We start from the raw sequence: 17,844 nt of genomic DNA on the forward strand, positions 1-17,844 counted from the left end.
GCTAAGCAGAATAGGAAAAGGAAAAACAGATGGGTGGAATTAGTATTTGGCAACTGTTGATCGTAGCGGTAATTGTGGTGTTGCTATTTGGAACCAAAAAACTGCGTAACATGGGTGGAGACCTAGGTTCTGCAGTAAAAGGTTTTAAAAATGCCATGAACGACGATGAAAGCAAAACGGCTGAAAAATCTACACCAGAACAACTTGCTCAAAACAAAGAGCAAGCTGAAGAAACCGCTAAAAGCAAAGACCAACAGCAAGGCTAAGCATGTTTGATATTGGGTTTTGGGAGTTAATCCTTATCTCGGTGATGGGCTTAGTGATACTAGGCCCAGAACGCTTGCCAGGCGCTATTCGTAGTGTGTTGGCGGTGGTGCGTAAGGTAAAGCAGTCGGTCTCTTCGGTAACTACCGAGCTTAAGCAAGAGCTTGAGCTAGACGAGCTTCACCAAAACCTTAAAAAAGCCGAGCAACAAGGTCTTGAGTCGCTTAATGGTGATTTAAGTGAATCTTTCGAAACCTTAAAAGCCCGCGCCGAATCGGTGACTCGCCCTTACCAAAAGAGTTCATCAGAGCAAAATCAACACGAGGCCGACACGGTAACCATGCCCAGTGATCCGCCACCTGAACCCAGCCAAGAAGATAAAAAATAAGCTATGAGTGACGCCCCTGCGCAGCCCTTAATTGAGCATTTAGTTGAGTTACGCAATCGCTTGTTACGTGGAGTATTGGCTTGTTTGCTAATTTTTCTCTGCCTAGTGTATTTTGCTAACGACATTTACGCTTTGCTCGCCGAGCCTTTGTTAAGCGTAATGCCAGAAAACGCCAGCATGATTGCTACCGATGTTGCTGCGCCGTTTTTTACGCCGATAAAACTAACTTTGGTGGCCTCAGTATTCTTAGCCATGCCATATTTGTTAGCGCAAGCTTGGGGCTTTATTGCGCCGGGTTTGTATCAACACGAGCGTAAGCTGCTAATCCCCTTAGTGTTTGGCTCAGGCTTGTTGTTTTATGCAGGTGTGGCGTTCGCCTTTTATGTGGTATTTCCACTGGCATTTGCTTTTTTTACTGCGGTTGCGCCAGAAGGCGTAACCATTGCCACCGACATCTCCAACTATTTGGATTTTGTCCTTAAGCTGTTTTTTGCTTTTGGTTTAGCCTTTGAAATTCCCATCGCTACCATGTTGTTATGCTGGTCGGGAGCCACTACGCCTGAAAAGCTACGCAGCAAGCGCCCTTATGTAATTGTGGGGGCCTTTGTGGTGGGCATGTTGCTAACTCCACCAGATGTGATTTCACAAACCTTGTTGGCGTTGCCAATGTGGTTGCTGTTTGAAGTCGGATTGTTCTTTGCGCGCTTTTATGTGCGTAAAGATGACGAAGAAGCGCAAGCTTAGCGCTCCCATGTTCGATATAGCACTAAACCTAACTAGCTCGCAGTTTGATAAAGACCGTGATGAGGTGATCGCTCGCGCCCAACAAGCCGGGGTAAACGGCATGTTGTTGCTGGCTAGCGATATGGACGAAAGCACAGCGGTTAGCGAGTTGGCTTTGCAGTGGCCTGGCCTGTGTTATGCCACGGCAGGCGTGCACCCTCATGATGCAAAGTCGGTAACTATTGAGCAATTACAACAGCTTAAACCTTTGCTTGCACAATCACAGGTGCTGGCAGTGGGGGAATGTGGCTTAGATTTCAACCGTGACTTTTCGCCGCGCCCGCAGCAAGAAGCCATTTTTGAAGCCCAGCTAGCTTTAGCCGCCGAGTTGAACATGCCGGTGGTAATGCATGAACGTGATGCCCATCAACGCTTTATTGATATTCTTACACCTTGGCGAGATAAGCTTCCCGGTGCAGTGTTGCACTGTTTTACCAGTGATAAAGCCGCACTTAAAGCGTGTTTAGATTTAGACTTATATATTGGTATCACAGGCTGGGTATGTGATGAACGCCGTGGTGAAGACCTGCAACAGCGCGTAACCGAGATCCCTAACGATCGCTTATTGCTAGAAACCGACGCCCCTTATTTGTTACCTCGCGATTTGCGCCCAAAGCCGAAAAGCCGTCGTAACGAACCTTGCTATTTACCCCACATCTATCAAAAAGTCGCTGGTTTGCGCGAGCAAACGGTGGCCGATTTACAGCTGCACACTCAGCAGAACATAAAACGCTTATTTAATCTCTAAGCTGATATAAGTCATTCAATTGTCATCTTTTTATGACTAACATCATTTGTTGGTTTGGCTCTTGCTTGGCTTTATTCTTAAAAGCTTTCTATGCTTGAAAGATAAATCTGAAACTCATCGTAAGCCTTAATCAATTTGGCTATGAATAGCAGCTCAGGGAAGAGAAAAAACTTTGATGATTTTATCACTTATTGTTAAATCGTGGCGAAGTGTATGGGTGTGTTTGTTATTGGTAAGCCCTAGTAGCTTCGCAGCGATTGTAAATAACAACCACTTATTTCAAAAAACGCAGTTTATTAGCGGGCAATTGCAGGCCATTCGCTCAGCCAAAAATTTAAGTGAATTACAGAGCGAACCACAGATATTTGCCGATAAACTAGCAGTGCATTTGGTGTTTAAAACTCGTCAGCTAAGTGCTTTGGCTGCTAGCTTATTAAGTTCGCAAGGTTTAAACCCAATCGAGCCGAAGCCAGTGGCTTATAGTGTAATTCGCCCACGCAGTGTAATGCCTTATCTAGAGGAATTAGAGCAACAATTGAGTCAAGTGATGACTAAGTTGGGTGTGCCCGCAGGGGCAGAAGTGGAGCGACCATTGGGGAAATCGGTTAACGATGTGTATCAACAGTTGGTGCTCATCGAGTACCTATTTGAAGGTTTGGTCGAGCGAGATTCACTGCAAGACTTAGCCAACAACATCAATAAAACCCAAGCAGAACTGCTACTTATTAGCCAAGCAAGAGAGCTACCTTTGCAGTTTTCCAATGAGCTAAGTGTTAGCGGCAGAGAGCTAACGGATGTAAACATTGTTGCTTTGCAATCTTGGTATTTGCTCGAAAGACTGTTTCGCCAACTGGCTATTGAGCCTAGCAAACCGGGGCGTTTGCCGGCCGGAGAGTCTAGCGCTTATCAACTTGTGGATACCAGCGTGAACATACTGGCTGAGCTGCATCGCGCTAAAACCATTCTACAAATAGAAAAAGACAGCCCGACCAGGCAAGTAAACGCCTATTCCGATGCTAATCAGGCTTACGCTGCTTTTGTAAGCTTGCGCAGTGGCTTGTTGGTAATGGTAGGGGCGGCAGCCTTATGATGGACAAATTAAACCTAAGCCAAAAAATTGCGCTTATCCCTATGGGCATAGTGTTGCTGCTAGCGTTGATGCTGTGGAATAGCCATTACTCACTTAGTGGCGTAGAGCAACAAGCGGTAGAATTCTCCGATACTGTTGAGCCTAGCGCCCGCTTAGCTGGTGAGCTGTCGGTGAATGCCTTGCAGCGTCTGGTTCTGCAATCGCGCTATAGTCAAACAGAAGATCCGCGCTTGTTGCAGCAATACCAGCAGTTGGCAGAGCAAGCCCAAGCTTTGGCTAAGAGCCCATATTTGGCAGTCTTTAATAATGCCGAGCAAATAACTAACAACAGCCAATTGTTGGATCAGCACTTTGCTGATGAACTGGTGCCGCTGTTAGCCGAGGTGAGTAGCCTCGAGAACACCGTGCTGCGCCAGTTAGTACCGCAAGCCTTAGCTAAATCATCGGATATTCATGCCACCTTAGATCTTCTTAACTCAGGGCGTTTACCTGCCTTAACCGTGAGTTTAGCGAATCATATTCAAGCAGCATCTATAGGATTAATGAGTCACTTAAATCGCCGTGATAGCCGCAGTAAAGATCAGTTTTACCTGGAGTTGTTTGGTGCAGAAAATGATCTTATCGACTTGAAAAAGGGCTTAAACAGAGAGCACCACAAAGCCTGGATTATTGAAGTAGAAAAGTATGTAGGTCAGCTCTCTGTTGCTGCCAACAGCATTTTTGAATTGCTGGAAGAACAACTACTACTGATGGACGATTTGCTTAATCCCGCCGCAGAGCAAGTGGTAAAAGGGGCAGGAGATAGCCAGCAAACACAATGGCAGATTTTGGGAGAGTCTAGCCAAGCCATTGCCCAGCAGCTGCACCAAACTGCGCGCACAAGCTTGGCTTTTGGTGTATCAATTGTATTTATTTCATTGTTGCTAGCATGGGTGATTACCCGATTTATTCGCCAACCGGTGGTTACCATGGTGCAAGCCATGCAGGCGATTGCCCAAGGAGATGGGGATTTAACTCAGCGTTTAAAAGTTAAAGGTAAAGATGAATTAGCGCAGCTGGCGGCGGCATTTAATCAATTTATTGAGTTGCTGCAGGGCACGGTTACCAGCATTAACCAGCATGTTGCCACCTTGAATGAAGCGGCCAATCAGCTGAACCAGTTGGCCCAGCAATCTAAGGGGCAAGTCGGTCAACAGCAACAAGTTGTTGCCGAAGTAAGCCAGCATATTGGCAGCTTGTCGCAAGGTTTTAATGAAGTGGCCAATCATGTACGTAATGCCGATCAGTCGGCAATTGCGATTGATGAAGCGTCTATGCAAGGAAATACCCTGACTCAATCGGCTACCAATGAAATTAAGCACTTGGTGAGTCAAGTAGATACAGCCTCAGTAGATATGCGTGAATTAGCGCAAAACAGTAAAGACGCCAGCAAAATCTTAGAAGTGATTAACGGCATTGCCGAACAAACTAACCTGCTGGCGCTTAATGCTGCGATTGAGTCTGCGCGCGCTGGTGAGCATGGCCGTGGCTTTGCGGTAGTTGCCGATGAGGTGCGCAATTTAGCTAAGCAAACCCGTGGTTCAACCGATCAAATCGAACAGATGATGAGTGACTTAGTGAAAGGCGCTGAGAAAACCGAGGGGCAAATGCAACAAGGCAAAGTGCAAGCTAACACCAGTTTCGAACTGATGTCAGAAATGCAGCTCTCAGTAGAGAAAACCCATCAATTGGTAAGCGACATCACCCGTTTGCTTGATGATGTAAGTGCGGCTTGTGATGCGCAATTATCAACTTCTGAAACAGTGGTTAGTGAGATGCAAGATATTGAATCGGCAGCTCAAATGAGTTTAGAAGGTACCGAACAAACCGCAGAGCAAGCCAAAAAAGTAGGCCAACTAAGTAGCCTCATTCAAGCCAGTATTGCTAACTTTAAAGTGTAAGAGTGTAAACCAAGGGAAGCTGGTTTAGCGTCTCCCTTGGTTTTTACTATTAACCTGGTCTGTCACAATTATTTCTTATTTTTTATTTCCTACTTTATGAAAATGTTTTCGATTCATTTTGAAAAGCCTTTCTGATCTTCTCGCTAGTTTAATCTTTCTCTTTTTGATCTTTAAGTGAGCTTAATTGCTCATTTGCTTTGATGGTAAACCGCTTTTGATTCATAGGCTTAATATAAGTGTCATTATTCGCAGCTAGCTTTCCCGCGGTATTTATTTCGATGTATCCGCAAGTTAATCAGTACTTATTGAGGAAATGTAATGCGTTTAGGGAAAGTATTAAAAGTAGTTGCAGGGGTGTCTATCGCATCTGCTGTAGTCGGTTGTAATAGTGATACCGAATATGTGTATTTGGATCCACCCATCGCCGACAGTATTGATTTAGGGCCGTTTAAATGTAGCGATGAAGAAATTGCTGCCGACGCCAACAAAGATTGTCGCTTGTATATCAAGGGCTCTATGAATAGCTGGTCTTCGCGCCCAGAAGCTCAGTTACACTACCAAGGCGACGGTGAATACATTGCCTTATTTAGCATGCAGCCTGGTGAGTACTCCTTCAAAATCTCTGACCCAAGCTGGAGTGCCGAGCGCGACTTAGCGATTGGTGAAGATGCCGATGCTGAAGTGGTATTTGATATCCCAATGGAATTGCAACGCAAGTACGATGACTTTGGTAACCAAAACATGGATATCACCGTTGCCGACGATGAAGATCAGGTATTTCGTTTTACCCTTGATGCTTCGGCCACCATCGACAATCCAACATTGTTGATTGAAAACATCACCGACAGTGACGTTGATAATTTAAGCCAAGCTATGTACCTAGTTGGCACCTTCAATGATTGGACCGCCGACGAAAGCAGCCAATTCAGCTATGCTGGTGCAGGTAACTATCAGCTACAAATGAACTTCGCAGAAGCCGGTACCATTAGCTTTAACTTACACCAAGGCATCGATTCACCATTGGTTTATGGCTCTTTAGATAATCAGCCAATTAGCTTAACCGAAGGTGAATCTTCACTGACAACTTACCCAGGCGGCAAAATGTCGGCACAGGTAGAAGCGGGCAGCTACGTATTTTCACTGTCCACTTTGGGTGATGGTCAGCAAGCTGTGCCACTTACCTTGGCAGAAGTACGTGCAGTGGTTGGCCACGACACCGTAACTGTGGCTAATTTGCCTACCAGCTTAACGGCAGACGGCAGCACCTTTGCGCAAAGTTACCACTGGGACACAGAAGGTGACATGAGCGTTACCCTAACTGACGATGATAGCCAAACCATTAGCGACATTCGCAAACTGGCCAGTGCAGATTCGACAGGCCGTTACCAAGTAAACTTAACCACCAATCTAGGTTTAGCGACTCAAACCAGTTCTAGCCAAGAGATTGATGTCATTGATCTTGAATCAGCCAACAATATTGTGTTGATGATTGGCGATGGTATGGGTTATGGGCAAATTGATATCACTCGCGCCTACATGGGTGAAGCCTTATTCCTAGAATCTGGTAAGCATCGCGGCGATATTAAAACTGCCAGTGCCGATACCTTGGGTTACGAGAATTTGGCAGAGCTAGGCATGAACTACTACACCGATTCAGCGGCGGCAGCCACGGCAATCTCTACTGGTCGTAAAGCCATATCTGGCACCATTGCACAAGCTCGTCCGGGAGATGGCTCTGATTTAGAAACCATCATGGAATATGCGCAAAAACAGGGTAAATCGGTAGGTATTGTGGCAACGTCACACTGTGTTCACGCAACGCCTGCGGCCTTTGTTTCGCATGGTCCAAATAGAAATGATTTTGTGACGCTTTCAAAAAGCATGTTTGGCGATGTAAAACCTAACGTAGCCTTATGTGGTAGCAAGCAAGTTGATGGCGTAGATGTGATTAGCCAGCAAGCTGACTTGGGTGGCTACACTATCGTGAAAAACAAAACCGATATGATTCCTGCAGTAGCGGCTTTACCTGCTAACGACCCAAATGCAGAAATTCTATTTGCCGGTATTTTTGGTGAAGATGAAATTCCTTACATATTGCCTTTGGGAGATCAAAAAAGTTACGAAGAGCAAGACATTCCACAGTTGAATGAAATGACCCAAGTAGCGATTGAAATCTTATCGAAAAATCCAAATGGCTTTGTATTGATGGTCGAAGGTTCACAAATCGACTTTGCTGGCCACCTCAACGATGAAGAGCGCTTAATTCACGAAACCATTGCTTTTGATAAGACAGTGGAAGAAGTGGTTAATTGGTCTGATTTACGCAGCGACAGCATGGTAGTTGTAACCGCAGACCACGAGACCGGTGGTTTGGCGCTTGAGAAAACCAACGGTATCGGTGTTGTACCAGAGGTAAGTTGGAAGTGGGGAAGCCACACTAACGTAGATGTGCCTATTGCATCTTGGGGCCTAAATTCACACGCCTTTGTGGGTCGTACGGTAGACAATACCGCTATTTACAATGTTATGCGTGGCGCTTTAGACGCCAACTAAATCTCTATGCTAAGCCCGGCGCAAGTCGGGCTTAAAGGTCTTTTTATGTTGCGTATTATATATTTAAGTTTACTGGTTTTGTTTAGCCCGAGTGTGTTAGCTGCGGCGAACCCATGGCAAACACTCATTCCTGAGTTAGAGCGTGGCCAAATTGTACAGGCTCCCATCAATCATGAGGTGCAGTTAGATGAACGTGCCCCACAAATTAAAACTGGTGGCTTAGTTCATGCTCTAGATGGACAAAACATGCGTATGCCCGGTTTTATTGTGCCATTAGAAAGTGATGGCAACAAAATCACCGAGTTCTTTTTAGTGCCATTTTTTGGCGCGTGTTTGCATTTACCACCGCCACCACCTAATCAAATTATTCACGTTAGTCATCCCAAGGGAATAGATATGATAGAACCATGGGAAGTGGTTTGGATTAGCGGAGAAATGCAGGTAAAAGCTACCGATGTTAAGGGCCTGGCTAGTGCAGGTTATTCAATGACTCTAAATAAAAACGTTGAGTTTTACACTCCTTAGATAATGCGGGTATTTATAATATAAATAAACATTTTTCACCATTATTAATTAAATGGTTTATTTGATGTTTATTCTGATTTTACCTTTATTTTCAATCATTTAAAATTTGAGCTGTTAATCATTTTAGTTTCGTAACTGTGTGATTTAGCTAGCAATTCATTTCTTTTTATTAATATAAGTTTTCTATCTCTTCTAAAAAGAGACGTTTATAACAAAAGCTATTTGGTAATTGTTTTGAACGGATTAAGAAGGGAACTTAATTACGAGAAGAGCTTACACATTAATTAAAAAGTAAGCCTAATCTCATTTACAGCAGAAAGGAATGCTAATGATTGTAAAAGAAAAATACAAGGTAACCATATTGGTTGCGGCACTGGCCGCATTAGGTGGTTGTTCAGATGATACTGAATATATTTATGTAGACAGAGATGATGATATTGCTACAAGCATTGATACAGGTCCCTATGCTTGCAGTGATGCAGAATTAGCTGCAAACCCTAATAAAGATTGTCGTTTGTATATCAAAGGGTCAATGAATGGTTGGTCTGCTCGGCCTGAAGCTCAAATGCACTACCAAGGTGAAGGGATGCACATTGCGCTGTTTGGCATGGAACAAGGGTCTTACGAGTTTAAACTCTCGGATCCTGAGTGGAGTGCCGAACGAGACTTAGCAATTGGTAAAGAGTTTGATGCTGAAGTCGTGACTAATGAATTGTATGTGTTGCAACGAAAGTTTGATGATTACTTAAATCAAAATATGACATTTGTTGTAGATGATGCCCAAGAGCAAGTATTTCGTTTCAGGCTGGATGCTTCAACAGGTATTGATAATCCAAGCATGTTAATTGAGAACATCACTGATTCAGACTTTGATAATCTAACCAAGCCTGTTTATTTAGTCGGTAGTTTTAGTAATTGGGAAGCGAAAGAAGACTACAAGTTTAGTTATAAGGGGGCGGGTAATTATCACGCTTCGATTTCTTTTGAAGCTCCTACCGCTATTCAGTTTAATGTTCAACAAGGCTTGGAAAACCCGCTCGTTTACGGGGCCTTAAAAGATCAGCTAGTTAACATCAGCGAGGGAGCGTCAGCGTTAACTACTTATCCTGGCGGAATGATGCATGCTTCTGTTGAAGCAGGGACATATGTATTTGCTATTTCTATGCTTGGTGATGGACAAATTGCAGTACCTGTTTCTATGTCAAAGGTGCGCACTGTATCTGGACATAACAAAATTACCGCTGCTGGTGTTGATACTAGCATTGGCGCAGATGGCAGTAATTTTGTAGATAGTTATGAATGGGATGCTAGCGGTGATATGGCTGTGAGTTTGGCTGACGATGAAACTCAAACGCCTGTTAATTCACGTCAGTTAGCTACTGTAGACGCTGAAGGAAATTATAAAGTTACTTTGACTACTAATGCCGGTACCGTTGCTGAGCAAAGTGATAGTCATGATGTTGATGTATTACCTTTGATGCCAACTAAAAATGTAATTTTGCTCATTGGTGACGGCATGGGCTACCCAGCTCTAGATGTGGCTCGCGCCTATCATGGCGAGACCTTATTTATGGAGCGAGGCACTGTTCACGGTCGAGCGAAGACAGCAAGTGCTGATAGCCTTGGTTTAGAACTGTTAAGTGGTATAGGGGAGAACTACTACACTGATTCAGCAGCTTCGGCCACGGCTTTGGCTACTGGGAGAAAAGTAAACAATGGCGTATTGTCGCTAGCCTACCCAGGTGACGGTTCTCCACTGAAAACGATTCTAGAATATGCTCAAGAAACTGGCCGCTCTGGGGGTGTTGTGGCAACCTCTCATTGTGTACATGCAACGCCAGCGGGTTTCGGTAGTCATGGTCCAAACCGTAACGATTTTGTTCAGCTGTCGGCCAGTATGTATGGTGATGTTAAACCAAATGTTACTTTATGTGGCAGTAAGCAGGTTAGTGGTGTTGATGTAATTAGCCAGCAAGCTGGATTAAACAGTTACACCGTAGTAAATAATCGAACAGACATGTTAGCTGAATTACCTAACTTACCTGCGTCTGATGATGGAAGCATTTTGTTTGCGGGCATTTTTGGCGAAGATGAGATCCCTTACTTGGAGCCAAATAGCTATCAGCGTGAAAAAGGCTGGAGTTATGAAAGTTTAGATATTCCAAGTTTGACTGAAATGAGCTTAACTGCCATTGATATCTTGTCTAAAAACCCAGAAGGCTTCTTCTTGATGATCGAAGGCTCGCAAATCGATTTTGCCTCTCACAACAATGATATCAAGCGGACTATTCAAGAAACTATTGATTTTGATAGTGCTGTTGAAGCGGTTGTTGCGTGGGCCAAAGCAGACGGGAATACAATGGTTATTGTTACTGCGGACCATGAAACCGGTGGCTTAGAGCTAATTCGCAATAAAGGTAAAGGTGTTATTCCTGATGTATCGTGGAAATGGGGTAATCATACTAATGCTGATGTGCCTATCTTTAGCTGGGGCGTAAACAAGGAAGCATTTAACGGACGAGTGATTGATAACACTTCCATTTACAACATTATGCAAGGAGCTTTTGACGCTCAATAGATGTTATCCAAAACTCCTGCACCATTGGGTGTAGGAGATTCTTTCCTATGTTTTTGGCGGCTTCGGCCGCTTTTTTACTGTTGGCGAAAGGAATTTCTGTAGCGTATTTACTTGGGTTTGTTACTGTATTTTTAGAGTAAACACCAGGGAGCAACACTACGTGCATATACCAACGCATTTTAAGCAACAAGATTGGCATCAAGTATCTACGCTAGTTAGCGAATATCCTCTAGCCTGTATAAGTACCGTTAGTGAAGCGGGTCTAGTGGCCGATCACGTACCTCTACTACTGGCTAAAAATGCTGATGATAACTGGTGTTTGCAGGGGCATATTGCTCGTATTCATCCTTTAGCAAAGCGTTTACTTAAGCCCCTAGCTGCTTTGGTGGTGTTTCAAGGGGAAGATGCTTATGTTTCTCCTAATTATTACCCTTCAAAACAAAGTAACCCTAAAGTGGTGCCAACTTGGAATTACCAAGCTGTGCATATTAATGGGACCATGACTACACAAGATGACCTTGCTTGGAAACTAAGCTTGTTGCAAAGGCTAACTGAGCAAAACGAGCGAGCCCAAAGTCAGCCTTGGCAAGTGAGCGATGCACCCGATAAGTTTATTGAACAGCTAAATAAAGCCATTATTGGTTTTGAAATAAGCATTGATAGCTGGCAAGCGCAGTTTAAACAGAGCCAAAATCATAGTGTCGAAAATCAGCTTGGCGTTGCTAAAGGGCTCGCTAATACTAATCCGCTAATGGCAAAACAGATTGAATGCTTTGCCCAAAACTTGGCGAGTAAAGGCTGAGGTGAAAATGGCTAAAGCAAAATTGGCCTCGTGGAATCGGGCTAAGGGTTTTGGCTTTCTCAGCTTGAATGGTGAGTCTAAGCAGTTGTTTGTGCATATAAGCAGCTTTGCCGATAAAAAACTCGACCCAGAAAAGTTAGTTGGCCTTTGGTTTAACTACACCTTAGCGAAGGATAAACAAGGCCGCCCCTGTGCTAAGCAGCTGCGTTTAGTGGGTAGTAAGCCGGCATTTTCTACTAAGCCAAATGGCTTAGCCAAGCGGGCTGGCATGACTGCGTTGGCTTTCTTTGTTTTATTGCTTAGTTTGGTGCTATTGCAAAAGCTGCCACTGGCTTTGTTAGTGTTCTATGTAGTTATGAGTGTGGTTACTTTTGTTTTATACGCCCTAGATAAATCGGCAGCACAAGCGGGTCGTTGGCGGGTTCAAGAGCTCAAGCTGCATGTGTTTGCGCTTATTGGTGGCTGGCCAGGTGCGATGCTCGCCCAACAAACGTTGCGGCATAAAACTCAAAAGCAGTCTTTTCGCTGGGGTTATTATTGTACAGTGCTACTCAACATAGCGGCTTTAGCTTATTTGCTTAGTCCCAATGGCGAGCCGATGTTGCTAGATATTAATCAAGCTTTGTCGAGTTTATTGCCATGACGGTCACTATCACGGCTTACACCGATGAATATTGCCAAGCAGTGGCAGATTTGTTCACCCAAGCTGTGCATGCCATTGATGATGAACTTTATTCTAAGGAACAAAAAGCCGCGTGGGCGCCGCTAGATATAGACTATTCTCGCTGGCAACAGCGCTTGAAAACCAAACATTGCTTTTTAGCCTTAGCTGATAAGCAGTTGATAGGATTTATAGAATTAGCAGCAGACTATATTGATTGCTTTTATATTGCGCCAGAGCAGCAAGGAAAAGCAGTGGGCCAAGCGCTTTATCAACATGTTGAAAGCATTGCTCGAGAACAAAAGCTTGCTGGGCTGCGGGTAGATGCCTCATTGGTGGCCAAAGACTTTTTTGTCAAACAAGGCTTTGCTGTTGTGTCGCATAATCAGCTGGTTCGGCTGGGGATAAGGCTGCAAAATATTAGTATGTACAAGGGGTTCTATTCTTAAGCAACCAGCTAAGCATTGACGAATTGACTTGCTGACAATTCTCATAAGGAGTTTGTTGAGAAAGTTGCCTAATATATTTGCTTAAGCGCAGTGTGAGGGAGAGTTTAGCAATGCGAAGTACCCTAACCATTCTTAGTTTACTGATAACCAGTGCTTGCAGCCAGCAGCAGGCCTACCATGCTATGCAGGGCAACCAGCAACGACAGTGTGACAAGCAAACTAATCATCAAGATTATTTAAGCTGCATGGATGAAGCAGACGTGAGTTATGAAGAATATCAGCGGCAGCGACAGGCTTTGTTAGACAAAGACAAATAGTGAAAAAAAACCAAGCCTAAGCTTGGTTTTTTTATTGAGCAGCTGCTTATAAGGCAGCGCCATTTACTGACAGTTTTACATCAATGTTGCCGCGAGTCGCGTTTGAATACGGGCAAACTTGGTGGGCCACTTTTACCAACTCTTCTGCTGCAGCCTGTTCTAATTCAAGCTCTACCGCTAGCGAAACGGTTAGCGCAAAGCCGCCGTTGTCGTTAGGGCCAATGCCTACGGTAGCGGTTGTAGGGGCAGATTTAATGGCCACTTTACCTTCTCGAGCCACATGTAAAATAGCGTTAGAAAAACACGCTGCATAACCTGCGGCGAAAAGCTGTTCTGGATTAGTGGCTTCGCCGCTTCCGCCCATCTCTTTTGGATAGCTTAATGCTAGATCTAGTTTTTTATCGTCGGTACTCACTTGTCCATTGCGGCCGGCGAATGCAGTTGCTGAAGTTGTGTATAGAGTTGTCATCATCGTTACCTTTTAACTTAAGTTGTGTGCAATTTAATTGTTTGCAACTTTAGTTGAGGCGAAAACGAAATGCAAGTATATTGTGCACAATTTATTTTTAGTTAAACATTAGAGCGCAGTGATGAGTAAACAGCAAAACCATGTAGCTAGCCTGAGTTTAGATAAGCAATTGTGCTTCTCCCTGTACAGTGCTTCGAACGCAATGGGACGGGCTTATCGCCCATTGCTGGATAAGCTGGATCTTACTTATTTGCAGTACATTGTAATGATGGTGCTGTGGGAGCACGATAGCGTAAGTGTGAAGAGCTTAGGAGAACGCGTTCACTTGGATTCAGGCACCTTAACCCCGTTATTAAAGCGCTTAGAGGCTAAAGGTTTAGTGCTTAGAGCCAGGTCTGAGCAAGATGAGCGAGTAAGAGTTATTAGCCTTACACCGCAAGGTGTGGCACTGCGTGAGCCAGCCGAAGCAATCCCTCAAGCCATGTTATGCCAAGCTGATTTACCCCTAGAAGAGTTACAAGCACTTAAAGCGGGTTGTGATCGCTTGTTAGCGAAGTTAATGAAATAACATGCACAGCTTTTAAGGTTTATTGAGGCTTCGCTGCAAATTTAAGAAAAATAACAATTAAAGTGAAAATCGTAAGCTTATAAGTGCTTTAGCTGGTTACAATGTAGTGTTGCCCAACACCGGAGCCGAAGTATGCCGCAAGCCTCAGTAAATAAACTCAAATTGTTTAGTTTGGCGTGGCCTATTTTAATTGAGCAGCTTACCAGCGGCATTGTTGTAATGGCCGATATTTACTTTCTTAGTCTGTTAGGGGAAGAGGCCGCCGCGACAGCGGGTTTATTAATGCCTTACCTATGGATTGGCTTTTTTGTACTGCCCATGCTCTCTACTGGCGGCACGGCTGCGGCCTCTCAATATTACGGGGCGAATAAGCTTGATAAAGTCGTGCCGGTATTTATGACTAATGTGGTGTTGCTGGGCCTGGCTGGTCTGGCATTTAGTCTGTTTACCTACCTTAATTTCGACAATATAGCACTTTGGCTTAACTTCCCTGTGCAGATGCAAACTTACGCGGAAGAGTACTTAGCCATTATGGCCTTCACCTTTGGCTTCTTTGGGTTGCGTTGTGCCTATGGCTCAATTCTAGCGGCTAAAGCAATGACCAACTGGAACATGTTGGCCTCGCTGCTCACCAATGTGATGAATATATTTCTAAATGCGACGTTCTTCTTTGGTTGGTTTGGGCTTGAGCCTATGGGCTTAAAAGGTATCGCTTTGGGTACCGTGTTGTCTTATGCCTTTGCTTGTGTGGTTGTGATGCTGATTGTGCACATAAAAGCGCAAGTAAGCTTTGAGTTTACGTGGGCGATATTGCCGCGCATGCGAGCGGTGATAAAACCATTGATGAAAATTGCTATTCCCTCAGCAGCCGAGCCTGCTAACTACACTTTGCAACAAATCGTAGTGGCGGGAATATTGGCGAGTTTAGGTGTGCTTGCCGTATCTTCTTATACTTTTGTTCTGCGCTTTTTGTTTATTTCTATGGCGGTGAGTTGGTCTTTGGCAGCCGCTGGGCAAATCATCATGGCTCACCACATGGGAGCGAGAAAACTAGATGAAGTAGACGCCACATACAATCGCTGTATTAAGCTGGCCATGCTGTTTGCTTTTGCCAACATGAGCTTGTTTGCGTGGTGTTACCAGCCTTTGATTAGCTTGTTTAGTGACGACCCACAAGTTGCATTTTATGCCAAATGGTTGCTGATTATTTGTATCGTGATGGAGCCGTTTCGGGCGATCAATATCGTTGCTGGAATGGGCTTAAAAGCGGTGGGCGACGGCAGGTTTGCCGCCACCGTTGGGGTTGCTTTTATTTGGGGCGTGGTGCCCATTATTTACCTTTGTTCTATCTCCTGGCAGCTTGGCATTATTGGCGCTTGGGCCTGTTTTGCTTTAGACGAAGTTATCCGTGGCCTGATTAATCACTGGCGCTGGAAAACCTACCGTTGGCACAACATGGGCATAACCTAAGTCGCTGACAAAAATTAGCTCGAAAGATAAACAGCCCCTAGTGATGGATCACAAAGCGCGATACTTCTATTATCTTTTGTAGCGTAGTTTAGGCTACAACTAACACTTTACGTTGATCCTCGGTTTATTGCTGGTGGCCAGCAATAAATGGAATTGCCGCAATACTTGAAGCGGCAGACAGGGTTGTTTTATTCCTTTAGCAGCGAGAACAGTAATGAAATTAGAGTCTTTAGCACTTCATCATGGTTATCAATCGGAAGCTACCACTAAAGCGGCCGCGGTGCCTATCTATCAAACGACGTCTTACACTTTTGATGATACTCAGCATGGTGCCGATCTGTTTGATTTAAAGGTTCCGGGTAATATCTATACCCGTATTATGAACCCAACGACTGACGTGCTAGAGCAGCGGGTTGCAGCTATGGAAGGAGGCATTGCTGGCCTTGCTTTGGCCTCTGGTATGGCAGCAATTACCTACGCGATTCAGTGTATCTGTGAAGTGGGCACTAATATCGTAAGCACTAGCCAGCTGTATGGCGGCACCTATAATTTGTTTGCGCATAGTTTCCCTAAACAAGGCATAGATGTGCGCATGGTATCGGCAGACGATTACGCTGGGTTTGAAGCAGCTATTGATGAAAATACTCGCGCAATTTTCTGTGAGTCTATTGGTAACCCAGCAGGCAACGTAGTGGACTTGGTTAAGTTAGCCGAAATTGCCCACAAACACGGTCTACCTTTAATGGTCGACAATACTGTTGCTACGCCGTTTTTATGTCGGCCGATTGAACTGGGTGCCGACATCGTTATTCACTCATTAACTAAATACATTGGCGGACATGGCACCTCTATTGGCGGCATTATTGTTGATTCTGGCAAGTTTGACTGGGTGGCGAATAAAGAGCGCTTTAAAATCTTAAACGAGCCAGATCCATCTTATCATGGTGTGGTATACACCGAAGCGCTAGGCCCTGCGGCCTACATTGGCCGCTGTCGCGTAGTACCACTGCGTAACACTGGCGCGGCTATTTCACCGATGAACGCCTTCCAAATTTTACAAGGTTTGGAAACGCTGGGTTTACGAATGGAGCGCCACTGTGAAAATGCCGAAAACTTAGCGGCTTACCTTAAGCAACACCCTAAAGTGGAGTGGGTAAACTACGCTGCACTGCCTACCAGCCCATACAATGAGCTGTGTGAAAAGATTGTTGGTGGTAAAGCCTCAGGCATTTTGAGCTTTGGCATTAAAGGTGGAAAAGAAGCTGGTGGTCGCTTTATTGATGCCCTGCAAATGATTCTGCGTTTGGTGAATATTGGTGATGCTAAATCGCTTGCTTGTCACCCAGCATCCACCACTCACCGTCAGTTAAATGATGAAGAGTTAGCAAAAGCAGGTGTAAGTGCCGATTTAATCCGTATCTCGGTAGGCATTGAAAACATCGGCGACATCATCAACGACGTCAGCCAAGCGCTCGATAAAGCTTAAGCTATAAACTGTTGATTGAAATGTCAAAAGCCACTTGTTAAAGTGGCTTTTTTTGTTAAGGAACAACGATTTGGGTAAGTTTACTTTGGGAATGTTGTTGCTTGGGTGTTTTAGCTCTCATGCTTTGGAACTATCAGAACCGTTATTCGGTATTGTGGTGACGGAGCATAACGAACGCTTTCTTAAATTAAGAAATCATTCATCGGATAGTCTGCATTTAGATATCTATGGGCAAAATATAAAGCTGGCACCCAAATCAGGTTCGCTCATCGACTGCCAAGCTTTTGCTGAACTAGAGATTAAATTTGTAGAATCTGAAACGGTGTTTTTTAGTGTGCCGTGTAGCAGTTTAGTGGTCTTTAACGAGGGCTTTGAGTTAGATGTCTATTAGTTGGCTAAATAAGTCCCTTTCAGTATTAGTAATGTGCCCTTTATTGTTTGCTTGTTTAGACCAAGGTGGTGGAGACGATCCAAATACCTATTCGTCATGTCGAATTACTGAATCAAAAGCTTTGCTTCCATGGGACAGCTATGAAGATGAGAATCAATGCTGGAACGCAAATGGCAATGGCTATGAGGAATACGAAGACGCTGTTATTTGGTGTGAAAGGCAAGTTACTGAGTACCGGCAAGAAAAATATACTATTTTACCGTCAATGACTTACGGCATATATACGACAAGCTGCCCTGCCTTTTAGTTTTTAACTTGTAATTGATGTCGCTTTTTTATCTCTCGTAACGATTTTTCATATT

General features: G+C 44.4%; 19 protein-coding genes. 18 read left to right on the forward strand and 1 reads right to left on the reverse strand.

What is annotated here, in order from left to right:
* Positions 1–29: 29 nt before the first annotated feature.
* The 13 genes from tatA to K5620_RS00465 all read left to right on the forward strand — a co-directional run bounded on the left by tatA (position 30) and on the right by K5620_RS00465 (position 13,098).
* Positions 30–266, forward strand: a complete 237-nt coding sequence (gene tatA / locus K5620_RS00405; protein WP_016400025.1) for a Sec-independent protein translocase subunit TatA — start codon at positions 30–32, stop codon at positions 264–266.
* Positions 267–268: 2 nt separating this feature from the next.
* Positions 269–652, forward strand: coding sequence for a Sec-independent protein translocase protein TatB (gene tatB / locus K5620_RS00410; RefSeq protein ID WP_016400024.1), 384 nt, complete (start codon positions 269–271; stop codon positions 650–652).
* 3 nt (positions 653–655) lie between these two features.
* Positions 656–1,396 carry a twin-arginine translocase subunit TatC gene (gene tatC / locus K5620_RS00415; protein ID WP_016400023.1) on the forward strand — a complete coding sequence of 247 codons (741 nt, stop codon included), beginning with the start codon at positions 656–658 and terminating at the stop codon, positions 1,394–1,396.
* A complete protein-coding gene (locus K5620_RS00420; RefSeq protein ID WP_246612304.1) occupies positions 1,374–2,183 on the forward strand; it encodes a TatD family hydrolase in 810 nt (269 codons plus the stop codon). Before tatC ends, K5620_RS00420 begins: the two co-directional genes overlap by 23 nt.
* Positions 2,184–2,358: 175 nt before the next feature.
* The gene (locus K5620_RS00425; protein ID WP_040306621.1) at positions 2,359–3,273 is read left to right on the forward strand and encodes a hypothetical protein; all 915 of its coding nucleotides are present in this window, start codon (positions 2,359–2,361) and stop codon (positions 3,271–3,273) included.
* Complete coding sequence (locus tag K5620_RS00430) at positions 3,270–5,213, forward strand: methyl-accepting chemotaxis protein (RefSeq protein WP_040306620.1); 1,944 nt, start codon at positions 3,270–3,272, stop codon at positions 5,211–5,213. The genes K5620_RS00425 and K5620_RS00430 overlap by 4 nt, the downstream gene beginning before the upstream one ends.
* 318 nt (positions 5,214–5,531) lie before the next feature.
* Positions 5,532–7,766, forward strand: coding sequence for an alkaline phosphatase (locus K5620_RS00435; RefSeq protein WP_016400019.1), 2,235 nt, complete (start codon positions 5,532–5,534; stop codon positions 7,764–7,766).
* A 45-nt stretch (positions 7,767–7,811) separates the two neighbouring features.
* Positions 7,812–8,291, forward strand: coding sequence for a DUF3299 domain-containing protein (locus K5620_RS00440; RefSeq protein WP_016400018.1), 480 nt, complete (start codon positions 7,812–7,814; stop codon positions 8,289–8,291).
* Between the two features lie 328 nt (positions 8,292–8,619).
* Positions 8,620–10,869, forward strand: coding sequence for an alkaline phosphatase (locus K5620_RS00445; protein WP_016400017.1), 2,250 nt, complete (start codon positions 8,620–8,622; stop codon positions 10,867–10,869).
* 160 nt (positions 10,870–11,029) lie between these two features.
* Positions 11,030–11,671: an FMN-binding negative transcriptional regulator gene (locus K5620_RS00450; protein WP_016400016.1), complete on the forward strand. Its 642-nt coding sequence runs from the start codon at positions 11,030–11,032 to the stop codon at positions 11,669–11,671.
* 7 nt (positions 11,672–11,678) lie between these two features.
* Positions 11,679–12,314 carry a cold shock and DUF1294 domain-containing protein gene (locus tag K5620_RS00455; RefSeq protein ID WP_016400015.1) on the forward strand — a complete coding sequence of 212 codons (636 nt, stop codon included), beginning with the start codon at positions 11,679–11,681 and terminating at the stop codon, positions 12,312–12,314.
* A complete protein-coding gene (locus K5620_RS00460) occupies positions 12,311–12,781 on the forward strand; it encodes a GNAT family N-acetyltransferase (protein ID WP_016400014.1) in 471 nt (156 codons plus the stop codon). Before K5620_RS00455 ends, K5620_RS00460 begins: the two co-directional genes overlap by 4 nt.
* A gap of 110 nt (positions 12,782–12,891) precedes the next feature.
* On the forward strand, positions 12,892–13,098 hold the full coding sequence (locus tag K5620_RS00465) for a hypothetical protein (protein WP_016400013.1): 207 nt from the start codon (positions 12,892–12,894) through the stop codon (positions 13,096–13,098).
* A gap of 46 nt (positions 13,099–13,144) precedes the next feature.
* On the opposite strand, the gene ohr is transcribed toward K5620_RS00465, so the two are convergent.
* Complete coding sequence (gene ohr, locus K5620_RS00470) at positions 13,145–13,567, reverse strand: organic hydroperoxide reductase Ohr (RefSeq protein ID WP_016400012.1); 423 nt, start codon at positions 13,565–13,567, stop codon at positions 13,145–13,147.
* Between the two features lie 121 nt (positions 13,568–13,688).
* Between ohr and ohrR the strand changes: the two genes are divergently transcribed.
* From ohrR to K5620_RS00495, 5 genes are all read left to right on the forward strand, one after another.
* On the forward strand, positions 13,689–14,135 hold the full coding sequence (ohrR, locus tag K5620_RS00475; RefSeq protein WP_016400011.1) for a transcriptional regulator OhrR: 447 nt from the start codon (positions 13,689–13,691) through the stop codon (positions 14,133–14,135).
* A gap of 132 nt (positions 14,136–14,267) precedes the next feature.
* Entirely contained in the window at positions 14,268–15,605 is a 1,338-nt protein-coding gene (locus tag K5620_RS00480) for an MATE family efflux transporter (protein ID WP_016400010.1), read from the forward strand.
* Between the two features lie 214 nt (positions 15,606–15,819).
* On the forward strand, positions 15,820–17,091 hold the full coding sequence (locus K5620_RS00485) for an O-acetylhomoserine aminocarboxypropyltransferase/cysteine synthase family protein (RefSeq protein ID WP_016400009.1): 1,272 nt from the start codon (positions 15,820–15,822) through the stop codon (positions 17,089–17,091).
* A 70-nt stretch (positions 17,092–17,161) separates the two neighbouring features.
* Entirely contained in the window at positions 17,162–17,482 is a 321-nt protein-coding gene (locus K5620_RS00490; RefSeq protein ID WP_016400008.1) for a hypothetical protein, read from the forward strand.
* The gene (locus K5620_RS00495; protein ID WP_215426315.1) at positions 17,472–17,789 is read left to right on the forward strand and encodes a hypothetical protein; all 318 of its coding nucleotides are present in this window, start codon (positions 17,472–17,474) and stop codon (positions 17,787–17,789) included. The genes K5620_RS00490 and K5620_RS00495 overlap by 11 nt, the downstream gene beginning before the upstream one ends.
* Positions 17,790–17,844: the final 55 nt, after the last annotated feature.

The organism is Agarivorans albus (assembly GCF_019670105.1).
Taxonomy (GTDB): domain Bacteria; phylum Pseudomonadota; class Gammaproteobacteria; order Enterobacterales; family Celerinatantimonadaceae; genus Agarivorans; species Agarivorans albus.

Coding starts and splice junctions, on each gene's coding strand:
- tatA (WP_016400025.1), top strand. CDS start 30: ATGGGTGGAATTAGTATTTGGCAACTGTTGATCGTAGCGGTAATTGTG.
- tatB (WP_016400024.1), top strand. CDS start 269: ATGTTTGATATTGGGTTTTGGGAGTTAATCCTTATCTCGGTGATGGGC.
- tatC (WP_016400023.1), top strand. CDS start 656: ATGAGTGACGCCCCTGCGCAGCCCTTAATTGAGCATTTAGTTGAGTTA.
- K5620_RS00420 (WP_246612304.1), top strand. CDS start 1,374: ATGACGAAGAAGCGCAAGCTTAGCGCTCCCATGTTCGATATAGCACTA.
- K5620_RS00425 (WP_040306621.1), top strand. CDS start 2,359: ATGATTTTATCACTTATTGTTAAATCGTGGCGAAGTGTATGGGTGTGT.
- K5620_RS00430 (WP_040306620.1), top strand. CDS start 3,270: ATGATGGACAAATTAAACCTAAGCCAAAAAATTGCGCTTATCCCTATG.
- K5620_RS00435 (WP_016400019.1), top strand. CDS start 5,532: ATGCGTTTAGGGAAAGTATTAAAAGTAGTTGCAGGGGTGTCTATCGCA.
- K5620_RS00440 (WP_016400018.1), top strand. CDS start 7,812: ATGTTGCGTATTATATATTTAAGTTTACTGGTTTTGTTTAGCCCGAGT.
- K5620_RS00445 (WP_016400017.1), top strand. CDS start 8,620: ATGATTGTAAAAGAAAAATACAAGGTAACCATATTGGTTGCGGCACTG.
- K5620_RS00455 (WP_016400015.1), top strand. CDS start 11,679: ATGGCTAAAGCAAAATTGGCCTCGTGGAATCGGGCTAAGGGTTTTGGC.
- K5620_RS00460 (WP_016400014.1), top strand. CDS start 12,311: ATGACGGTCACTATCACGGCTTACACCGATGAATATTGCCAAGCAGTG.
- K5620_RS00465 (WP_016400013.1), top strand. CDS start 12,892: ATGCGAAGTACCCTAACCATTCTTAGTTTACTGATAACCAGTGCTTGC.
- ohr (WP_016400012.1), bottom strand. CDS start 13,567: ATGACAACTCTATACACAACTTCAGCAACTGCATTCGCCGGCCGCAAT.
- ohrR (WP_016400011.1), top strand. CDS start 13,689: ATGAGTAAACAGCAAAACCATGTAGCTAGCCTGAGTTTAGATAAGCAA.
- K5620_RS00480 (WP_016400010.1), top strand. CDS start 14,268: ATGCCGCAAGCCTCAGTAAATAAACTCAAATTGTTTAGTTTGGCGTGG.
- K5620_RS00485 (WP_016400009.1), top strand. CDS start 15,820: ATGAAATTAGAGTCTTTAGCACTTCATCATGGTTATCAATCGGAAGCT.
- K5620_RS00495 (WP_215426315.1), top strand. CDS start 17,472: ATGTCTATTAGTTGGCTAAATAAGTCCCTTTCAGTATTAGTAATGTGC.